The organism is Paraburkholderia dipogonis (assembly GCF_042680985.1).
In the GTDB taxonomy this organism is placed as follows: domain Bacteria; phylum Pseudomonadota; class Gammaproteobacteria; order Burkholderiales; family Burkholderiaceae; genus Paraburkholderia; species Paraburkholderia phytofirmans.
In genome coordinates this window covers 288,215-308,425 of sequence record NZ_JBHUFR010000034.1, presented here as the reverse complement: position 1 = coordinate 308,425, position 20,211 = coordinate 288,215, and the positions used below count along the sequence as shown (strand labels likewise).

General features: G+C 59.6%; 17 protein-coding genes and 2 pseudogenes. 7 read left to right on the top strand and 12 right to left on the bottom strand.

The annotated features are described in order from the left end of the window. The first annotated feature begins 51 nt into the window (after positions 1–51). The gene (locus ACFSNN_RS36795) at positions 52–813 is read left to right on the top strand and encodes an IclR family transcriptional regulator (RefSeq protein ID WP_134463894.1); all 762 of its coding nucleotides are present in this window, start codon (positions 52–54) and stop codon (positions 811–813) included. Positions 814–885: 72 nt separating this feature from the next. On the opposite strand, the gene ACFSNN_RS36790 is transcribed toward ACFSNN_RS36795, so the two are convergent. From ACFSNN_RS36790 to ACFSNN_RS36780, 3 genes are all read right to left on the bottom strand, one after another. Then, on the bottom strand, positions 886–1,278 hold the full coding sequence (locus tag ACFSNN_RS36790) for a hypothetical protein (RefSeq protein ID WP_134463892.1): 393 nt from the start codon (positions 1,276–1,278) through the stop codon (positions 886–888). Positions 1,279–1,291: 13 nt separating this feature from the next. Beyond that, positions 1,292–2,731, bottom strand: coding sequence for an APC family permease (locus ACFSNN_RS36785; RefSeq protein ID WP_134463890.1), 1,440 nt, complete (start codon positions 2,729–2,731; stop codon positions 1,292–1,294). Between the two features lie 125 nt (positions 2,732–2,856). Beyond that, the gene (locus ACFSNN_RS36780; RefSeq protein ID WP_244322970.1) at positions 2,857–3,519 is read right to left on the bottom strand and encodes a helix-turn-helix domain-containing protein; all 663 of its coding nucleotides are present in this window, start codon (positions 3,517–3,519) and stop codon (positions 2,857–2,859) included. Here ACFSNN_RS36780 and ACFSNN_RS36775 point away from each other — a divergent pair. Next, positions 3,487–3,795, top strand: coding sequence for a hypothetical protein (locus tag ACFSNN_RS36775; RefSeq protein ID WP_244322968.1), 309 nt, complete (start codon positions 3,487–3,489; stop codon positions 3,793–3,795). The two genes, ACFSNN_RS36780 and ACFSNN_RS36775, sit on opposite strands and share 33 nt — an antisense overlap. Positions 3,796–3,836: 41 nt before the next feature. Here the strand turns inward: ACFSNN_RS36775 and ACFSNN_RS36770 are convergent, their stop codons facing one another. Continuing rightward, positions 3,837–5,186 carry an MFS transporter gene (locus ACFSNN_RS36770; RefSeq protein ID WP_377779212.1) on the bottom strand — a complete coding sequence of 450 codons (1,350 nt, stop codon included), beginning with the start codon at positions 5,184–5,186 and terminating at the stop codon, positions 3,837–3,839. 205 nt (positions 5,187–5,391) lie between these two features. Between ACFSNN_RS36770 and ACFSNN_RS36765 the strand changes: the two are divergent. Then, positions 5,392–5,472: pseudogene (locus tag ACFSNN_RS36765) on the top strand (methyl-accepting chemotaxis protein); the annotation flags it as partial. Positions 5,473–5,525: 53 nt separating this feature from the next. Here the strand turns inward: ACFSNN_RS36765 and ACFSNN_RS36760 are convergent. The 4 genes from ACFSNN_RS36760 to ACFSNN_RS36745 form a co-directional block, all read right to left on the bottom strand. Further along, positions 5,526–6,497 carry a WD40/YVTN/BNR-like repeat-containing protein gene (locus ACFSNN_RS36760; RefSeq protein ID WP_134463884.1) on the bottom strand — a complete coding sequence of 324 codons (972 nt, stop codon included), beginning with the start codon at positions 6,495–6,497 and terminating at the stop codon, positions 5,526–5,528. Between the two features lie 31 nt (positions 6,498–6,528). Beyond that, a complete protein-coding gene (locus ACFSNN_RS36755; protein WP_134463882.1) occupies positions 6,529–8,889 on the bottom strand; it encodes an efflux RND transporter permease subunit in 2,361 nt (786 codons plus the stop codon). Positions 8,890–8,951: 62 nt separating this feature from the next. Next, entirely contained in the window at positions 8,952–10,781 is a 1,830-nt protein-coding gene (locus tag ACFSNN_RS36750) for a DUF1302 domain-containing protein (RefSeq protein ID WP_134463880.1), read from the bottom strand. 63 nt (positions 10,782–10,844) lie between these two features. Further along, positions 10,845–12,206 carry a DUF1329 domain-containing protein gene (locus tag ACFSNN_RS36745; RefSeq protein ID WP_134463878.1) on the bottom strand — a complete coding sequence of 454 codons (1,362 nt, stop codon included), beginning with the start codon at positions 12,204–12,206 and terminating at the stop codon, positions 10,845–10,847. 833 nt (positions 12,207–13,039) lie between these two features. On the opposite strand from ACFSNN_RS36745, the gene ACFSNN_RS36740 reads away from it, so the two are divergent. From ACFSNN_RS36740 to ACFSNN_RS36730, 3 genes are all read left to right on the top strand, one after another. Continuing rightward, the gene (locus ACFSNN_RS36740; RefSeq protein ID WP_134463876.1) at positions 13,040–14,485 is read left to right on the top strand and encodes an aldehyde dehydrogenase family protein; all 1,446 of its coding nucleotides are present in this window, start codon (positions 13,040–13,042) and stop codon (positions 14,483–14,485) included. Between the two features lie 33 nt (positions 14,486–14,518). Beyond that, entirely contained in the window at positions 14,519–15,862 is a 1,344-nt protein-coding gene (locus ACFSNN_RS36735; protein ID WP_377689119.1) for an aspartate aminotransferase family protein, read from the top strand. A 177-nt stretch (positions 15,863–16,039) separates the two neighbouring features. Then, a complete protein-coding gene (locus ACFSNN_RS36730; protein WP_134463874.1) occupies positions 16,040–16,603 on the top strand; it encodes a cytochrome b in 564 nt (187 codons plus the stop codon). A 176-nt stretch (positions 16,604–16,779) separates the two neighbouring features. Here the strand turns inward: ACFSNN_RS36730 and ACFSNN_RS36725 are convergent. The 4 genes and pseudogenes from ACFSNN_RS36725 to ACFSNN_RS36710 form a co-directional block, all read right to left on the bottom strand. Then, positions 16,780–16,944: pseudogene (locus tag ACFSNN_RS36725) on the bottom strand (IS3 family transposase); the annotation flags it as partial. Positions 16,945–17,117: 173 nt separating this feature from the next. Continuing rightward, positions 17,118–17,714, bottom strand: coding sequence for a nitroreductase family protein (locus tag ACFSNN_RS36720; RefSeq protein WP_134463872.1), 597 nt, complete (start codon positions 17,712–17,714; stop codon positions 17,118–17,120). A 784-nt stretch (positions 17,715–18,498) separates the two neighbouring features. Then, positions 18,499–18,756 carry a hypothetical protein gene (locus ACFSNN_RS36715; RefSeq protein WP_244322964.1) on the bottom strand — a complete coding sequence of 86 codons (258 nt, stop codon included), beginning with the start codon at positions 18,754–18,756 and terminating at the stop codon, positions 18,499–18,501. A 149-nt stretch (positions 18,757–18,905) separates the two neighbouring features. Continuing rightward, positions 18,906–19,232 carry an MFS transporter gene (locus tag ACFSNN_RS36710; RefSeq protein ID WP_244323079.1) on the bottom strand — a complete coding sequence of 109 codons (327 nt, stop codon included), beginning with the start codon at positions 19,230–19,232 and terminating at the stop codon, positions 18,906–18,908. A 611-nt stretch (positions 19,233–19,843) separates the two neighbouring features. Here ACFSNN_RS36710 and ACFSNN_RS36705 point away from each other — a divergent pair. Then, positions 19,844–20,146: an ArsR/SmtB family transcription factor gene (locus tag ACFSNN_RS36705; RefSeq protein WP_134463870.1), complete on the top strand. Its 303-nt coding sequence runs from the start codon at positions 19,844–19,846 to the stop codon at positions 20,144–20,146. Positions 20,147–20,211: the final 65 nt, after the last annotated feature.

The following is a 20,211-nucleotide window of genomic DNA, read 5'->3' as shown; positions in this document are numbered from 1 at the left end:
CGCACGCCCGGTCATTGACTAACCTGCAGATAGAAGAGCCATAGAAACGCTATGTCGAGTCTTACCCGGATGTTGTCGATCCTTGACCTGTTCTCCTCGACCGCGATGTCGATGACGGCGGAATCCATCGCCGAGGGCATGGGCTTCACGCGCACTACCTGCTACCGATACGTCAAGGAACTCACCGAAGCCGGGCTATTGAATAACGCGAATGGCCTGTACTCGCTCGGCGCGAGAATCATCAATCTCGATCGCAAGATGCGCGAATCGGATCCGCTCCTGCAGGCAGGCATTCCGGAGTTGCAGAAGCTCGTGAGGAGCACCGGCGGCGAGGGGCTGATCTCGACGATGTATGACGAGCAGATCATCAACATCCATCACGAGGACGGGGCGGAGCGGCTCAATCTAGGGTTCAGCCGTGGACAGGTGATGCCCCTGATGAAGGGCGCCTCCTCAAAGGTCATCATCGCGACCATGAGCCGGGCTCGTCTCAAACGCCTGTTCGATCGGCATCTGCTGGCGGGAGATCCGGCGCTGACCGACGACTGGCCCACCCTGTGGCGGTACTGCCAGCAAATCATCCAGCAGGGGTATTGGGTTTCGCACGAAGAGCTTCACGCAGGCCATGTCGGTATCTCCGCGCCCATTCCTTCAGGCGAAAACGGCGAAGCCACTTCGAGCGTCACGCTGGTCTTCACGCGGGAACACTACGCCCTGTTCAACGAATCGGCGTTGGGCGGCGCGATATCCGCTGCCGCCAGGCAGGTCGGCCAAAAGGCGTTCCCCGCCGCTCCCCCACCTTCCAAAAACTGAATGGCGGCGTCTCGCGCCGCCTAGTCGGGCCAGCGATGGCTTGCGTCTGGCGCCCCCCTTACGAGGGCCTTCTCACCAGATGATGCAGGTCTCGAAAGGGGCGCCTCGGTTAAAGAGGCGCTGCTCCCAAAACACGGATTCAGCCGCGTTCACCTGCATCAGCGCAACGTAACGGTTGCTTTCGTCGCATCCCACGATCGCAAAGACGCTACCGTCGAAGCCATTAGAGAAACGCGCGTCGCCGTCCATGATGTCCGCTTCGTCGTGTAGGCCGCGCAGGCGGCCACCCTCGACGACGTTCCAGGCCTGCGGAAGCCGCAGGGCGATATCGAGCGCGTCCTCGGACGTGGAAATGATCGCGGCATGCGCACCGGCACAGCGGCTGAACCAATCCGCCTCGCCGGCCGGTTCGACCCGCACGGCGGCGACGGCGTACAACAGCATCGGCGTCGTTTCGACAGACATAGGTCACTCGCGATCATTGAACGGCGCGCCCAAGATCGCGGTAGCGCACCGGATTTTTCCGTCTCAAGCGCAACGCGGCCCAGACGCCGGATGCGCCGATAGCGAGGACCAGGTATGGAAACAGCGCGACGAACCTTGAATCCGAACCGCTCAGGACAGCGAGGTTGCGGATGACGAGTACGAGGCACGCTCCGAGCGCTATCACGCTGATCAGCGGGGCGATCATGCGATGCACGATGCCGGCGTCGCGATGATCGCGGGCGAAGAAGGCGATGACCGATCCCGCCACGAGAATTTGCACGGCGATGATGCCGATCGTCGCGAGCGCACTCATCCACGAAAAGACGATCGCAAACGGGTCCAGGTGCAGCACCGCCGAGCCGGCGATTGCCACCAGTGCGATGAGGGTCTGCACTTTGCCGGCGACGTCGGGACAGTGATAGACGGGGCTCGTATGGCCGAGCTTCCGCCACAGCACGCCTTCGCGCCCCATCGCGTAGAAATAGCGTGTGATGGTGTTGTGGAAAGAAAGAATGGCCGCGAAGAGGCTTGTGACGAGCAGGACGTTCATCGCATCGGTGGCAACCTTGCCGAGCAGGTGTTCGCTCACGGCAAACCATAGGTTGGCTGGATCTTTATTCGCCTGGGCGACGATGTTGCCTTCTCCCCACGCCTCCACGATCGCCCAGGAGGAGAACGCGTAGAACGCCATGATGAGCAGCACGGCAAGATAGGTGGCGCGAGGAATCGTGCGCTTCGGGTCGCGGGCCTCTTCGGAGAAGATGGCGGTTGCCTCGAAACCCATATAGGAACCGAGGACGAACACGAGCGCGGTTCCCAGCCCTGGGGTGAATACTGCGGCAGGACTGAAGGGCCTCGCGCTGAAACCGCCGGGCCCGCCGCCTTTCGCGACGATCGCCAGATCGAGCAGCATCACGATGGTGATTTCGCAAATCATCAGTATTCCTAGCAAGCGCCCGCTGAATTCGATGTGCCGTGCGCCGCAGAAGTGGACGACGGCAATGCAGGCCAGCGCGAACACCCACCATGGAATATCGATCCCGTAGAGCTGGTGTATGCCGTCGTTGAGAAAGAAGCCGAACATGCTGTAGATCGCGATCTGCACGGCGTTATAGGCGACGATCGCGACAAAGGCGCCGCCCACGCCGAGCGGGCGGCCCAGGCCGTTGGCAATATACGCGTAGAACGCCCCGGCGTTCGAGATGTGACGGCTCATTGCCGCGTAGCCGATACTGAAGATCAGGTACATCACGCCCGCCAGCGCAAAGGCGCCAGGCACGCCGGCGCCGTTGCCCAGCGAGAACGCCGCCGGTGTCGCGCCCACCATGGCCGTAAGCGGCGCAGCGGCTGCGACGACGAAGAAGACGATCTGGGGCAGGCCGACAGCGTCCTTGCTGAGCCCTTCGTTGGGCTGGCTTGAAAGTTCGTTCATGGATAATCCTGAAGACGGGAGTCGGGTCACTGTACGGCGCCGAAATCGGCCGCCTTGTCCGCTATTGGCAATCCGTGCCCCCGAGCGGAGTAGGAGTTACCCGAATGCCCGATGCCAGATTCACGTCACGCGCGAGGTGTCTGAGAGGGCAATTCATGAAACTGCTGCTGGTAGTAGGCAGAGAATCGGCCGAAGTGGCAGAAGCCGAACTGCGCCGCGGCATCGCCGATGCGGAGCGTGCTCGGCGTGGTCATCAAGAAGCGGCGGACGGCATTCAATCGAATCGATCGAAGATACGCCGTCGGAGTCGTACCCGCGATGTTCTGAAAACTGTATTGCAGCGTCCGGCGGCTGATTTTCAGTTGGTGGCACAGGTCCAGAACGGTCAGGACATCGTCAATGCTTTCGGCTGCAATCTCCTCGCTCTTGCGGACGATATAGCTCTGCGTCGACATTTGAGGCAGCGCGTGGTTGTCGAAATCGTCGGGCTGCACAAGATCGAGCAACATGCCCATCAGGCCGTCCGCTAGTGCTTTCTCGTCGAACGGATCCCGGTCCATGAGCGACTCGCGGTCCAGCGCCAGGCTCAACAAGCGCTGCAAACCGCCCATGGCCGCTTGATAGCGCGCGGCCAACAGGGGGCGCACCGGTTGCACGTGCATCCGTTCGAGCAGATTCAAGAGTGTGATGTGTTCGCGTTCCGCCACGAGCGAGCTCTCGAACGTGAACGCCACCACTTCGGAATCGCATGGCAGGTGAGCGACGAACTCGTCGCCGCCGCGCAGCATCAGCAGACTGGGACAACTGACCGCTCGCCCCTGGACGACCGGCGCGACAGCGTGAAAGACGGGCAACGCAAAGCAGAGCCGATTGCGCGGCGCAAGGCCCTGCTGCAACACGCGCTGATTGATCCGTTCATGAAACACATGAAAGCGCCGGCCGGCGATCTGGCGCAGCGTTGTGCTCACCGAGCCCGCGCTGATCTGGTCATACCGTTGAGTCCAGTTCGAAATGGCTTGCGAGTGCAAGAAGACATCCGAAAAGCACCGTGTTTCAGCACATAAATTCATGACCCATCTCACCGTTTACTGCCAACTCCATGCGCCTATGACCCGGTCGCACCGACCGCTGTTCCCGCGGCCGGACGTTGTGCTTCTTTCACGCAGCCGAGCAGGAGCATCATACCGAGCATCAGCACGGCGGCCACCGCCGACATCGCGACATAGGGCGAGCCCGTGCGGGCCGATATCGATCCGATCAGCCACGAGCTGACGGCGCCGCCAATCGATCCGCTCATGCTGATGAAGGCAATGCCTACCGCCGCTGACCGGCCCGAAAGCAGGCGAACCGGGATGGTCCAGAAGATGATAGGCATCGTGAACGCCGTCATTTGAGCCACGGCGAGCAACACGACCGTGGCGGCGACACTGTGCGACGCGGCGTGCAAGCCCAGCAGGCATGCAGCCGCGACACTCCCACAGCCTGCGACGTGCCAACGCCGTTCGTTGAAGCGGTCGGAGCTGTACGCGATGGCGAGATTGCCGGTCATCGTCAGCAACGAGACGAGGCCTGCGATCCAGCCGATCGTGGACAGGTTCGCCACCCCGGCGTTGTGCAGGATCGTCGGCAGCCAGAAAGTCACGGCGACAAGGCCGATAAAGATGCAGAAGTAGACGGCTGACAGCGTCAGAACACGAGGCGCGCGAAAGATGTCGCGCAGCGGGGCGTTGGCGTGGAGCCTTGCTGCCGAAGCATCGATATCCGCCTGCAGCGCGCGCTGAACCGTTTCTTTTTCTTGCGGCGTGAGCCACCGCGCGCGGTGGGGAGAATCGCTGAGGAGGAAAGGCGCCAGCACGCCGAGGGCCACTGCGGGAAGTCCTTCGATCAGGAATAGCCACTGCCATCCGCGCAACCCCAGACTGCCGTGCAGGTTCGACATAATCCAGCCGGATAGCGGCCCGCCCAGCATGCCCGCGATCGGGACAGCCAACAGCAGGATGCTGTTGACTCGGGCCCGGATGCGGTCGGGGAACCAGTAGGTCATGAAAAGGATCATCCCCGGAAAAAAACCGGCTTCCGCGGCGCCGAGCAGAAAACGCAGCACGTACAGTGCCGGAGCGCTCGTCATGAACATTTGCAGGACCGTACAAGTGCCCCAGAGCACCATGATGCGCCTCAAGGTCTTGCTGGCGCCGACCCTCGCCAGCAGCAGATTGCTGGGCACTTCGAAGGCAGCGTACGCGACAAAAAAGCAGGCTGTTGCGATCCCGAATACGGATTCGTCAAGATGGAGGTCGCGCATGAACTGCAGCTTCGCAAAGCCTACGTTGACCCTGTCGACGAAGTTCAGAACGTAGCAAGCGAACAGAAACGGGATAACGCGCCAGCCGATTCGGCGGAACGTCCAGTCGTCATTCGTCGCGTCAGTCATGGCAACTCCCAAACGATTCATCATATGAAGTCATTGATCCTGTATGGATTATGTAATACCACATTCGGGGATTTAACTAACTGAATGTTGGTATTTCAGCTTTTTTTGTTGACGTTAATCCCATAATAAAAGATCGTCAACTTGGATCGCATAGGTGTTTTCATCGGGTGCATCGCGGTGACCCGTGCAGAACTGGATGCCGCGGGCGGCCTCTCGGTCTCTCCCCCGCATCATCGAGGGCATCGCGTTCCAGACCAACACTCTCGTGCTGAACGCGGCTGTCGAAGCGGCGCGCCCGAACGAGCAGGGCCACGTCCCGGGCAAGGCGCCGCTCGTCTCGTTCGGTCGGCCACCTTCTTCGGATCACTCCGGCTTGAGAATGCCGTCCTTCGAAAGAAGAATCACATTGCCGCCAGTCGAAAGGGCAACGCCCGTCAGTGCCGCGCGGTCCCGGCGCTGTGTAGCGGTAAACCGCGCCGCGGTGCTCGTGCCGCCAATGACGAAGCCATCGAGGCCCACGCCAAGTATCCGGTCGCCCGATGCGATGAGATCCGTGATCGAACCGCCCGATGCAGAGTCGATCACTTCCCACGTATCGCCGCCGTCGCGGCTGCGGTACAAGTGGCCAAGAAGGCCGCCGACGAAGATCGTGCCGTCCGCGCTCGCGGTTCCGGTCCAGAGGCTGCCCTTGTTGCCCGTCTGCCGATATTCCCATGTGAGCCCGTCGTCGCGCGAACGTAGCACGATGCCTTGCTCCGCCGACACGAACAGATTGCCCGACCGATCCGCGAAGATGTGGTAGAGATTGCGATCGGTCTTGCCGCCGCCCGGCGGCGGTGGCAGCTTCGAAAGCCTCCACGTGTGACCGCCGTCTTCGGTGACCAGCAGCAGTGACCAGAGACCCACGGCCCAGCCATGTCGAGCATCTTTGAAGTAGACCGAAAAGAGCGGCTGGTCGATCGACGTGTCGGAACGCTGCAGCGTCCACGTTTCGCCGCCGTCAGCGGTGGCGAGTATCACGCCCCACTGCCCTACGGCCCAGCCGTGAAGCGCATCCGTGAAGAAAACCGAGGTCAGGGTCGACGAAGCGGGAACGCGTTTCGCCTGCTGATACCGGCCGCCGCCGTCGTCTGACAGCAGCACGATACCGTGCTCGCCGACCGCGACAATGCGAGACCCGGCGCGCGTAGCATCAAGCAGCATCGCGTGCGTCGGGGCCGCCCAGCCATGCGCCGATGCGATTGGTATGGAAGCGGCCGCATCACCGGTGGTCTGCGCAAAACCAACCGTGCATAGGCAGGCCAGCACGGAGCAAGCAAGTAAATTCCTGATCATGGCAAGACCTTTGATATCGAGAACGGAAGGCTCAATGGCTAAGCAAGCCGGGGGCACGCACTGGCTTGCGCCGCGGAAACCAGCGTTCCAGCACGACAGCGAGCGCGGGCAGCGCCGTCATCGCCATCACGAGGTTCACGATGAACATGAACGCGAGCAGCTTGCCCATGTCGGCCTGAAACTTGAGTGCGGAGAAGCTCCATGTGGCGACGCCGATCGCGAGGGTGATCGCCGTGAAGATCGTCGCCACGCCGACTTCGAGCATCGCGTGCTCGACCGCCTTCACGATCGTCTGGCCGTTGGCAAGGTGCAGTTGCAAGCGGTTGTAGATGTAGAACGCGTAGTCGACGCCGATCCCCACGGCGAGCACCATCACCGGTAGAGTCGCCACTGTCAGGCCGATCTGCAGCTCCTTCATGAACCAGTAGCCGATGAACGTCGCCACCGTCAGCGGCGCGCAGCACGCCACCATCGCGCGCAAGTCACGATAGGCGAGGAACACCAGGATCAGGATCGCCGCGTAGACGTAGAGCATCATTGGCAATTCGCTCTGCGCGACCTCGTCGTTGGTCGCCGCCAGCACACCGTCGTTACCGGCCGCGAGGCGAATCGTGACACCATCGAGATGGTGTGTCGCGCGATACTGCTTCACATCATCGAGAATGCGGTTGAGCGTCGGCGCCTTGTGGTCAGTCAGGAACAGGTGGACTGCCGTCATGCTGCAATCCTTGTTCATATAGCCCTTCACCCGGCCGATCTCCGCCGACAATCCGCCATAGTTGCCGGAATCGATCGGCACCACGTTCATTTTCGGATTGCCTTCGTTATAGCCCTCATTGTAGATACGCAGCATCGCCGGGTACGATTGCACGGACACCACACCCGGCTCATGCTGCATCGTCGAGGCAAAGTCGTCTTCGAAGAGGCCAACCGCCGGGTTGTCGCACGCGGCTCCCTTCGACTCGAACACGACCGTCAGCCAGTCGAGGCCGATGTCGTAGTTGCTCGCGATCGCCACCGCATCGCGGTTAAATTGCGCGTCGACGCGCAACTCAGGTGCGCCAGGCTGCAGCGTCCCGATCACGCGGTCGCGGCTTTGCCAGACCGCGAGCACGAACACGATCGCGGTCACCGCCAGCACCACATACGCGTTACGCGGTTCGGCCACGCGTGCGAGCTTGCGCAGCCATGCAGAGCGGCGTTCGCGCTTGTCGAGCGCGCGATCTGCATAGGCCTTCGTGAAGTGAAAACACGACGCAGCCACCGGCAACATAATAAGGTTCGTGACGATCTTGTAGCCGACACCTAGCGACGCCGTGATTGCGAGCTCGCGCACCATTGGAATCGGGATAAGGAGCAGCGTGACAAACGACACGAATGCCGTAATCAGCGCGAGCGTTCCCGGTATCAGCAAACCGCTGAAGCTGCGGCGCGCCGCTTCGAGGGAGCTATGCCCGTGCGACAGCTCGCGCACGATGTAATTGACCTGCTGCACGCCGTGTGACACGCCAATCGCAAATACCAGGAACGGCACCAACACGGCTAGCGGGTCAAGCCCGAAGCCGAGAAGTTTGAGTGTGCCAAACTGCCAGACAAGCGACGTCAGCGAGCAGACGATCGGCAGCACCGTAAAACGGATCGAATGGCTGTACCAGTACACGGCGAGCGCGGTGAGCAACAGCGCGACACCGCAGAAGCCAAGCACCGCAGTCGCGCCATCGGCGATATCGCCGATCTGTTTCGCGAAACCAATGATCTGAACCTCATAACCCGCGTCTTCGAATGGCTTGCGGATCTGCTTTTCGAGCAGGTGGTTGAACGCCACGTAGTCGAGCACTTTGCCCACGCTGTCGCGCTCGTTGAGTTCGGCGGTGATCATCGCGCTGTCTTGTCCGTGCGAGACGAGCGTGCCGATATAGCCGCCATCGGTTGCCGATTTGCGGATCTGCCCGACAATCGCAGGCGTCAGTTGCTCCGGCGTGATCGTGCCATCGATGACCGGGCTCGCACGAAAGCCGTCTTCGGCAATCTCGTTGACGAACGCGTTCGGCGTCCACAGCGACTGCACGCCTTGACGATCGACGTTGGGCAGAAAAATGACCGCCTGAGTTACCTTGTAGAGCCGCGTTAGTCCCTCAGGCGTCCAGATATTGCCGTTGCGCGCACGCACGACCACAGTGATGCGGTTCGCACCAAACAGATCGTTGCGGTACTTCTGGAAAGTCTTGATGTACTCGTGTCCGATCGGCATCTGCTTCTCGAAACCGGCCTCCATGCGCAACTGCACGGCGAACGCTGCCATGAGCGCGGTGAAAATGCAAATCGCCGCCAGAACGATTGCGCGATGACCGAAGAAGAATGTCTCGAGGCGGATAACGAAGCGAGTGAGCACGGAATCTATCCTTCAAAAATATCGGTGTGCGGTCCCGCGCACCGGTTGCCGCTGTCGCCAGCTCAGAAATTACGCGTAGCGAAGACGCCGACGAAATTTCGGTCTGCATATGGCTGACCGACACCCCCATGACCACCGAAGAACGTCGTGTAATTAATGCCTGCCTGCCACACGGCCGGGTTCTGATTGAACAGAACGTACAGGTTCAGCGACTTGGCGCCTTGCAGATAGTTGGCAGTGAACGTCGGCGTGTAGCCGTACAGCGCGTCCGTGAACGTCACACCCGGCGTCACCTGCCAGCCCGGAATCAGGCTACCGTCATAGGTCCAGTTAAAGTCCACGGTCGCACCCACGGAACTCGAGGTCCCCGCCGCTGCGGTGATTGGGTAGCCCGCACCCGATCCGTTGTTCAGCCACGTGAAATATCCTGCTGCTGGTGCCTGCTGCACGGTCTCGCCGTTGATCGTGCGCGTCACACCGCCCGAACGCAGCCCCGGGTAGTAGATCCAGGTCAGCTCCGCGGTCAGTACCGCCATGTCGGCCTTGATGAGCTTCAGGAACGGGTATGCGCTTTGGGTAAGACTGAGCTGCCCGTTGATGTCATACTGAAACTTCTTCATGTCGGCCCATTGTTTGCAATTGATGCCGGAGGTGCCGTTCGTATTCAAGTCGAGGGGCCCGCCTGCGCCGAAACAGCCGGATAGCGCGACGGCATCGTGCGGACGGTACGACAGTTCCGTCCCGATTGCCCAGTCACCAAGCCCAAAGTTGGCACTCACACCAAAGAGCTGACGGTTCTCGAGATACGAGAACTGGCTGGTGCCGTTGGCCAAGGTTGAAAGGACCGGCGATTTGTCCGTGTAGTTTTCGTAGTAGAAGCCAATATTCACGTCGACGCTTTTCGGCCTGTAGTTGAACTTGAGGCCGAACTGCGGCTTGTAGCTCTGGGGCAAAGTAGTGGTTGTCAACACACCAATGGAGTTGTATGGCGGCCCCGCATACTGGCCGTTGATAAGACCACTGTTGATTGCGGAAAGTGTCGCGGCATTTCCACTGTTCGATCCCGCAATGCTCCCCGCATCGACTCCGTTGACATTTGCATTCGTTGAACTAACCGTAGTGGCGACGGCGCCGCGCCCGAAGCTATTACCGACCGACCAGTATGTACCGACGGGCGGATAGCGGTTCCCGTTCCACTGAAACTGGTAATAGCCTTCGGTGCTGAAACCACCTGGCAGACCGGCTGCAAAACTCAGCATCGGCGCAGGTAAGAGGGCCTGCTTGAGCTGCGTTCCTGGTATCAGAAGCTTCTGAATATCGAAAGAGTTGGTCTGATTGATACCTCCCGCGGCGAAATAACTTTCGCCCCAATTGATGACCTGGTTACCCAGACGCACGTGTGCCGCCTGTCCGTCGAGCGTGAAGTCCTTTTCACCCCACAAATCGAGCAATTGAACCGGGTATTCGACCTGGGCCAAGGCCGTGCTCGAGAGAGGAGTTCTTGCGGTGCTGCTGACCAGAAAGTCATACATGCCAGTGCCGCGTATCATGAACTTGTAGCCTTCGCTCGGCATTGTCAGCAACAGCTCGCTCGTCACACTGACGTAGGTACTGAACGGCTGCCCCTTTCGATAATTCAGGTCACCGTTGTCACCCGAGCCCCACTGATTGACGTTGGCTGCGCTGCCGCAACCGTAAGCATTCGGGTCACCCGTCAGCGAACAGCTCGGGTTTTTGGTACGAATACCCGCACCTGCGGTCAAATTCGAAACCCATGAGCCGGTAAGATCGCCGAACCCAGTTGTAAAATCATAAGCATATGAATTGACTGACACGGCACCCAGTCCCATCAGCGCGACGGAAACCGATGTGCGGACTGCTTTTGTTTTCATGGCTCTTCCTCTAGTCGTCGTGGCCTGGTAAACGTCGCCGAACACCAGGCTTTCCGCTCCGCGTTAGCGTTCGCTGATGGAACGAAGGTTTTCAGGCGTGTAGTAGTCCGAACGGAAAATGGGAGAACTAGACGACTCAAAGTATTGGACATCCTGTCCATCGCCGATCACGCTCTGATCGGTCACGTAACGACCGGTGACCAAGTTGTATTGCGAGAAAGGCTCCACATCGCACGTTCCGCCCAACTCCCAAATGGGAACCGGGTAGCTTTCCTTGGTCTTCCAGAGTTTGCCTTGGGCATCGTAGTCCTCGCCGGCAAGTGCCAGGTAGGTGTCTTCGTCGAGATACAAGACCTTTTTCTGAGAGATATGCCGCATATTGGGTTTGAGCGTCGCCTCCACCACATAGACGCGATGCAGCTCGTAGCGGCGCGCGGACGGGTCAATTTGATCGGGCTTGAAAACTTCATCGATGTTCTTCTTGAAGTCATACATCGCGAAGTCGTTGTACGGCACGTAGATATCCTTCTTGCCTACAAGCTTCCAGCCAAACCGATCGATGTCGCCGTTGAAGAGCCACGGTTCATCAACCGTGTACTGGTTCTCGAATCCGATCTGTGGCGCGTCGTAGTTGTACGACGGCATGCGACGCACCCTTCGCTGGCCGGGAAAGTAGTAGAACGCGGGGCTGTCGTTGTTTGCGAAACTATCGGTCTGTACAAGAGCCTGTCCAGCGAGCGCTGCCGGTGTCTCGTAGGCAAAGTAGATCGAATACAACCCTTCGTCCGCCGTGAGTTGATTCGCGCCCTTCCTGGCCCACGGCATGTACACCACCTGATGGCTCGTCACCGAAATCCAATCGGAACTACCGGGCCGCGGAGACACCATCGTATTGAGCTTCCCCCACTTGATGCCGACCCCACGATAGCGCGCCAGGTAGTTCCACATCGCTTCCTGTCCGGTCCTGGCAGCGGGAAACGGCAAGCCCGGCAGAACGGCGCTCTGCAAATGGTCGCCACTCGCATCGAGCTTCGCTGTACCTGCGTTCTTCTTCGTATTCTCCTGGACCCAGTCGGGGTAGCCACAATCGCGATGCGTTGGATACACGTCCATCCGGTAGTTCTTGATCTGCCTGAACATCGCGACCTGGCCGGGCGTGAGATTCGCGGCGTATTTGTCGACATTTGCCGCCGTAATGGAGAAGAGCGGTTTCTCGGACTTGTAGGGCGAAAAATCACCCCTTACTTTGCCTGACGACCACCCTGCAGGTGTCTGTTGCGCTCCTCCGTATGCGGGAATACGGCCGTCCGAGCTTGCTGACTTTTCCGCCCCACTTATTGTTAGCTCCCCTGATGACTGTGCCCAGGAAGCCGTGATCGCAACAGCGCATGCGACCGCAAGACCTGCCTTGAGATGAAACTGCATGAGAGATCTCCCGTAACCATGAACTTTCCCGCGATCGGATAAGCGATCGGCTGTGTCCTACCAACATCGAGCGAAGCACGACCCGAGAGCCCAACCCTCGATGCATGGCGCTCATTATTCCCAGAATAAAAGATTCGTCAACACTCCTGCATCATTTTTATGGGTAGGTAGTTTCTCTAATCCCTCATATGGGAATTGTCGAAAATAAAGCCGCGCGTCGGATAAGCACTACCGAATCGCAAGCGCGCTCGGGTTTGCTTGGGAATTCGAGGGCCGCGGAAAGCTTTCGAATTGCCGACAGCGATGCATAGCTATCCGGCAGGGAGATCCGGATCTCGATTGGTAGGACTGGAAAAGCTTACGGAATGTCTGGAAATCCACTTGACCCCATGTACTCAGGATTTCTAATTATCTAAAACGATTCGCATCCGAGTCTCAAGCGTCTCCCACCTTGGAGGCTATCGGCTCGCGGTTGCCGCTGACTGGGGCACAGCACCTAAATCGGGGCGCTGCCACGCCGCATTCCCGTCTCAGCCTCCGCCACAGCCATAGGGTATCCCCTGGCACCGTGACCCGGCAGCAATTGCCAAAAGCGGACAAGCCCGCTCAATTCATCGACATACAGTAGACCCGAGTTCGACGCATGCCGTCCGGCCATCGCCATCGCACATGAATCGGCGGCAACCAAAGCAATCTGGGAACCCATTCCTGAGGAGCACAGACACATGAGTTACAGCAACATCCGTTTGGGGCCCTCGATGATGCATCGCAAGGCCATGCAAACGCGCGAACTCACCGCGGCCTAAACCCCATCCCCGATTCAAGCAGACACCATGACGAACCTCGAAAACCTAATCGGCGGCCAGCGCCGCAAGGCGACAGCCGGCAGCCGCTTCGAAAAGCACGCACCGGCAACCGGCAACCTGTTGGCCTACGTGCCGGCCTCGAACACTCAAGACGTCGACGATGCCGTGAGGGCAGCGCACACCGCCCTCCATCACGGTCCTTGGGCAAGCGCCGGCGGCGCGGCGCGGGCGCGCTGGCTGCAGCGTCTCGCAGACCTCGTGGAGAGGGAAGCCGACGCGCTTGCAGTCTTGCTTGCCGATGAACAGGGGCGGCCGGCAGGCGAAATGCAAATGATGGACGTTCCGATGAGCGTCGACACGCTCCGCTACTTCGCAGGCTGGGCCGACAAGCTCGAAGGCCGCATGATCCCTACTGACGGATTCATGGGCCGCCCGACGTTGAACTACACCCGTCGCATGCCTGTCGGTGTCGCGGCTCAAATCATTCCGTGGAACGCGCCGCTTATGATCGCCGCCTGGAAACTCGCGCCGGCGCTGGCGGCCGGCTGCACAGTCGTCATCAAGCCTTCGGAGGACGCACCGCTTTCCGTGGCCAGGCTGGGAGAGTTGATTTGCGAAGCCGGCTTCCCCGACGGCGTGGTGAACATCATCCATGGCATTGGAGCGGAGGTCGGCCCGGCGCTGGTGACGCATCCCCTCGTCAACAAGGTCAGCTTCACCGGCAGCACTGAAGTCGGGCGCTCGATCGCGTGCGAAGCGGCCAAGACATTCAAGCGCGTCACCCTCGAGCTCGGCGGCAAGGCGGCGCAAATCGTCTTTGCCGATGCCGATATCGAACAGATCATTCCCAGCCTAGCGATCGGCATGTTCGTCAATCAAGGGCAGACGTGCGCCGCCGGCTCCAGGGTACTGGTCCACCGCTCCCTCGCTCAAGCCGTGGAAGCACGGCTCGCCGATGCGGCCCGCTCGATCCGTGTCGGGCCGCCATCGGATCCCGCGTCTCAGATGGGGGCACTCATCAATCAACGTCACCTCGCGCGAGTGCGCGCGCATATCGACGGCGCTCTCGCTGAAGGTGCGGTCAGGCTGGCGGGCGACGAAGCGGTTCCCGAGCGCGGCTGGTTCGTGAGGCCCACGATCCTCGGTGGCGTACACCCCGGCATGCGCATCGCCCGCGAGGAGGTGTTCGGCCCGGTCGGCATGGTCATTCCCTTCGACAGCGAAGACGAAGCGGTCGGCATTGCCAATGACACCTTGTTCGGCTTGTCCGCTTCGCTCTGGACGCAGAACATCAGCACCGCGCACCGAGTCGCGGAACGCCTGGATGTGGGTGCCGTTGCAATCAACTGCTGGAGTCCGCTCGATGCACGACTACCTTGGGGAGGCACCAAGCATAGTGGCATCGGACGTGATCTGTCGCGGGCTGCGCTGGATTCTTATCTCGAGGAAAAGGTCGTCACCGCGGCACTCTAAATCGCTATCAATAAACTTCGTGAGCAATACACCATGAACTATCAAAACCGTCAAAAACGTTTCTGGCACCCGATGAGCTCGGCCGCCGCCGGCCACTCGACGCCGACCGTCGTTATCGTCCGAGGGGACGGCAATCACATTGTCGATGCCGAGGGCAACCGCTTGCTCGACGGCGTCGGCGGGTTATGGAACGTCAACGTCGGCCATAATCGGCCAGAAGTGAAAGCGGCAATCGCGACGCAGATGGATGAACTCTCCTACTACCAGACTTTCGATGGCGTTGCTCATCCGCGCGTGTACGATCTGGCCGACCGGCTCTGTGATATGTTCAAACAAGAGGATATGCAGCGGGTGATGTTCGGCAGTGGCGGTTCGGACGCTGTCGAAACAGCACTGAAAATGGCGCGTCAGTACTGGGTCGCCGCCGGCGAACCATCGCGCACGAAGTTCATCTCGCTGCGCAACGGCTATCACGGTGTGCATATCGGCGGAACGTCGATCGGCGGCAATGGGGTGTATCACTATAACCACGGCCCGCTACTGCCTGGCTGTGTCCAACTCGATACGCCATGGCTCTATCGCAACCCATGGAACTGCGAGGATCCGGAGCAACTCGTCACGCACTGCATCCGGCAACTGGAAGAAGTAATTGCATTCCACGGTGCACAGACAATTGCTGCGTTCATTGCAGAACCTGTGCAGGGCGCCGGCGGCCTGATCGTGCCACCGGCCGCTTATTGGCCGCGCGTCCGGGAAGTATGCGACCGAAACGGTATCCTGCTGATTTCCGACGAGGTAGTCACGGGGTTTGGCCGCACCGGCAGCATGCTTGGAAGTCGTGGATGGGGCGTGGCACCAGATATTCTGTGCCTGGCCAAAGGCATCTCTGCCGGGTACGTTCCGCTGGGAGCCACGATGTACAACAAACGCATCGCGCAAACCATTGAAGGCGGAAGCGGATTCTCGCATATGGTGATGCATGGCTATACGTACAGCGGACATCCGCTCGCCTGCGCGGCATCTCTCGCGGTGCTCGACATCGTCGAAGCAGAAAATCTACCCGCCAATGCGGCCCGAGTGGGCAAGCATCTACTCGAGCAGCTGCTGCCGCTGAGGAACGAATTCGAGACCGTGGGCGACGTGCGCGGGAAGGGCCTGATGCTGGCGCTGGACCTCGTCACCGACAAAGCCAGTCGAACGCCGCTCAACCCAAGCGAGGGGTTTGCCGCACAAGTGGCCGACGCCGCACGCAAACGCGGTGTATTGGTACGCGCAATCGCCAACAAAGTTGTCATGTCCCCCCCGCTGACCCTGAAACTGGAGGAGGCAGATCTAATGGCCCGGGCCTTGCGCGAAGCATTGCGGGAATGCTGTTGATATCTGCGCTCGCCTGGTGACTCGTGATTGCCCTGCAGGTACACGAACGTTCCGCCGGGCACTCACGCGCTATATCCTCACCGAGCAGAGCGAGGTATCAAGTTAGTACTGCGCTCGACTTGCAAGAGTCGGAATTCCCGACATTGCGTTTTTGATTCTCAAGGAAGGCAAGGCGATATGAATACTCAAGCTAGCGAATACAAAGGGGACAAGTACCCGCTCCCACTCCGATTGCTGCACTGGGTCCGGGCGGTTCTAATCATCGCCCAGTTATGGACGGGATGGACCATGGTCAGACTGAACGACGCTCTTCCCGCCAAGTTTGACTGGTACTACCCCACTCATAAACAGTTTGGAATTCTTACGTTATTGGTCGTGCTCGTGCAACTGGCGATCCGCTCGAGGAAGACCCTACCGGCATCGCCGGCAGGGCTCGCGACCTGGGAAAAGAAATGCTCCAAGGCGGCTCATTACCTGCTGTACGGCTTGGCCATCGTGGTGCCGCTGATGGGTTACTCCATGTCGAGCACCTACACCCAAAGCGACGGCGTACCTTTCTTTCTGATTCACCTGCCAGAGCTACTGCCTAAAAACGACAATTGGTTCAGCGTATTCCAATGGCTGCATCGAACCTTGGCTTACACGCTACTCGTGCTCGTTGTTCTTCACGTCCTCGGTGCGCTCAAGCATCGATATCTCGACGCGGACCCCCGCAACGATGTTTTGCGTCGAATGTTATAGGAATGGCGCAAAAAGATATCGCGTCACGGTTACAAGCCGCTCGCGGGACGAGCACGGCTCATCCGGAGAGCCGATCTACTGTCGACGCATTGAAGAGCAGTCTGTTTGACGACCACGGCGAGCGGATCTGCCGAATTGGCCTTGCCCCTGTTTCACGAATCCCACGGCTGAAGCCATCAGGCCGTTTGTCCTCGCTGAGCGGCCGCCCAATTCTTCTCGATTGTCATGGGGCTGACCTGGTTCAATGTTGCATGCGGTCGGCGGGCATTATAGAAACCAAGCCAGTCGACGATTACGTCCATTGCAGCACGCCGCGCCGCGAAGTCCCGACAGGTCAATTTCTGGTGAAAATCAACTCACCCCCAAGCGCGACGATCATCGTCTTGGTGAGTGGTTTCAGCCGCGCCGGCCAGGTACGGAGGATTTCGCGCTTACGATTGGTCCACAGAAGGCGATGCCTGTTCCGGACCGCCAACGTCCGGAACACACACCACCTGCCCAGACGGTGTCTCGCTCAGACCTCGAAACGGAAGCATCCCTCGGCGGCAAGTTGGGCCAGCGGCAGACGTCCGTTGGGCGCTTCCAGCGATTGCAGCCTCTCCGGCAACACCGATTTATCCGCACGTTTGCCGATGGCCACGACAGCCTCAATAGCGTAGCCCTCGGGCACCTGCACGGCCTGACGTAGCTGATCGGCGTCGAAACCGGCCATGCCGTGCGATGCCCAACCCAGGATCGAAGCCTGAAATGCAAGGCTCGCCCACGCCGCACCGGTATCGAACGAATGCCACGGGTTCGGTTTCGATTCCGTGCTGCCCGGAAACACCGCCTGCTTCGCTGACACAATCACCACCAACGCCGCGGCACGCTGCGCCCAACTTTGATTGAATTCCACCAGCGTGTCGAAGACCGGCTTCCAGCCTGGCGTTTCTCGGCGTACATAGACGAAGCGCCACGGTTGAGCGTTGTAGGAAGACGGTGCCCACCGTGCCGCTTCCAGCAGCGTCATCAGCACGCCTTCGGGAATGCTCTCACCCGAGAATGCACGAGGGGACCACCGCTCGGTAAACAGCGGATCGATTGGATGTTCAGATTGACGCATATTGCTCATAGTGATTACGGATTGAATAAAAGCACCCGCACGACCTCCGTCAGGTCGATGCCCGCATGCGGGCCGGAGCGCTGGTTGATTGGACGGAAATAGTGATACGGCTCTCACCTACGCGTTATCCCGAATCGGCGTCGACTCCTCCCATAGGCCATGTGGTCGTAACCGCCCCTTTCTTGACCACCTGACAAGTACCTCCATGTCGAGCCTGACGAAGATGCTCTCCATTCTTGATGTCTTTTCGCATCGGGAATGTCGATGACCGCAGAGGCTATTGCCGAACACATGAGCTTTTCGCGCACGACGTGTTATCGGTACGTTCGTGAACTGGCCAACGTTGGGCTGCTGGTGAGCCATAACGGCGTCTATTCGCTCGCCCCCCGTGAACCCTGTCGCAGCGATACAGCTTCTTCGCAAGTACGCAACGAAACATTCGGATATCACGTCGGCCCGTCACGCAGCGTTTTTTCCGCAAGCTGCTGCATGAAGATGTTGCGATGCCATCAGCCGAACCCGCGAACTGATTGGCGAATGTCAGGGCATCATGCAGAAACGCGCGAAAAGTGACTTGATGCATTCAATATAATCCCGTATTTAGGGATTTGTCAAACATAATTGTCAGTCGGAATCATGCCAGGCTTCGTCGATAAGGTGCAATTCTTCCGCTATAAAAATAGAATGGATGACAGATTCGTTGGATCTTGTCGCATATCCAGGAAGCTACGAAAGAATCCCTAAATGCGGGAAATTCGTATTCCGTCATCGACTTTCCCATTGAGACCCATCACTAGGTGGCGTGACTAGCCGACACCGCAACGGCCCGCGCGGGCACGAGGCGAACCAGGAGAAGCATCTCCAGCAACAGCAGACTCGCCATCACCGTGCGGGCGACATATGGCGTGACATAGCGGCTTGTGAGCATGCCCATCACCGCCGAGCTAAACGCGCCACCGAGCGACCCCAACGCGCTGATCATCGCGATGCCGGCGGGCGCACAACGTCTGTCGAGTTGCGCGGTTGGAATCGTCCAAAACAGGATGGGCACCAGGGACATCGCCCACTGTGACCCGTAGCAGCATCAGGCACAGCGCGGTGGCAAAGAAGCAATCGGCCAGATGCCAGCGCCGCTCCATGTAGCGATCGGAGCTGTACGGCATCGGAAAAGCCAAGTCACACCCTCGGGGCGATCGCTCATCAGGAACGACGCGAGCACTCCGAGTACACCTGCCGGCAGACCCTCGAGCAAGAACAGCCACTACCATCCATGAAGACCCAGCTCCCTCGCATCTGGCTCACGATCCAGCCAGATAGTGGGCTGCCCGTGATACCAGCGATTGGCATGGCAAGCAGAAGGATGCTGTTGACGCGCGCACGCGCCGCGTCGGGGATCCAGTACGAGAGATACAACATCAAACCTGGAAAGAATCCAGCCTCTGCAGCACCCAACAAGAAGCGCGCGAAGTAAAGCGACGCTGCACCGCTTACGAACATCTGCGCAACCGTACACAACCCCCAGAGCACTATGATCCGCAGCAGTGTCCGCTTCGCGGCAATGCGTGCAAGCAACAGATTGCTCGGTGACGGGCGCTGTCGCTCTGGAAACTGACCTGATTGCGGGCAGAGGCTGGTTAGGCCCAGTTCGTCGGCTAGCGGGCGAAGGTCGAGTTTCTCGAGTGTCCGCCGTAGGAAGACGAGCGCGCCACGGGCGTCGACATCAGTCTCGCGTCCGAGCCAGAGAGCGAAGCGCGTTTAGCCAGGTAGAGGTGAGTCGCAGCAGATGCATAGCCGTCGGCTGACGGCAATGTCGTTGGAGAGATTGTCGGCACTCTGTGCCCTACCTGACTACGTCGGGTCGTTGAAGATTGGCTTCCTAAGGGGACCAACCGGTGTGAGGTGGAGGCCGCGCATCTGTCGGCCTACACGGTGCCTGGGCGGACGTTTATCTGTCAGCCTCGAGGGCGGCGGGGGCGCAGTCTCTCCGGATTCGACACCTATCACCCCCATTGTCAGTAGTGACTTCAAGCATATCGTTAAATTACGATATATGATTCGTGTTGTAGCGATGCATTCACAAAGGCGCTTACCCGCGCCCTGGCCTTCCCGTTCTTGTTGTCGACCCTGAAACCTACCCAATGACGCTCGATATCGACGCGATTCACAAAGCGCTTGCCAATCCGGTCCGCCGTGAGATTCTCGGCAGGCTGCGCGAGCCGTACGCGCATTTCGGCGACCAGGAACTGCCGCTCGATTACGGCGTGTGCGCCGGCAAGATCGAGGGACAGTGCGGCTTGTCGCAGTCCACCGTGTCGGCCCACCTGGCGGCTTTGCAGCGCGCGGGGCTGGTCACGTCGAAGCGGGTGGGTCAATGGGTGTTCTTCAAACGCAACGAAGCCGCCATTCAGGCGTTCCTGGAGCACATCAACACGAAGCTCTAGGCGCCGCGATTCGCATTGCCGCGTTTCTTTCATCAAGCAGTTTTTTCAGGCTCGGGCTGCGTGCC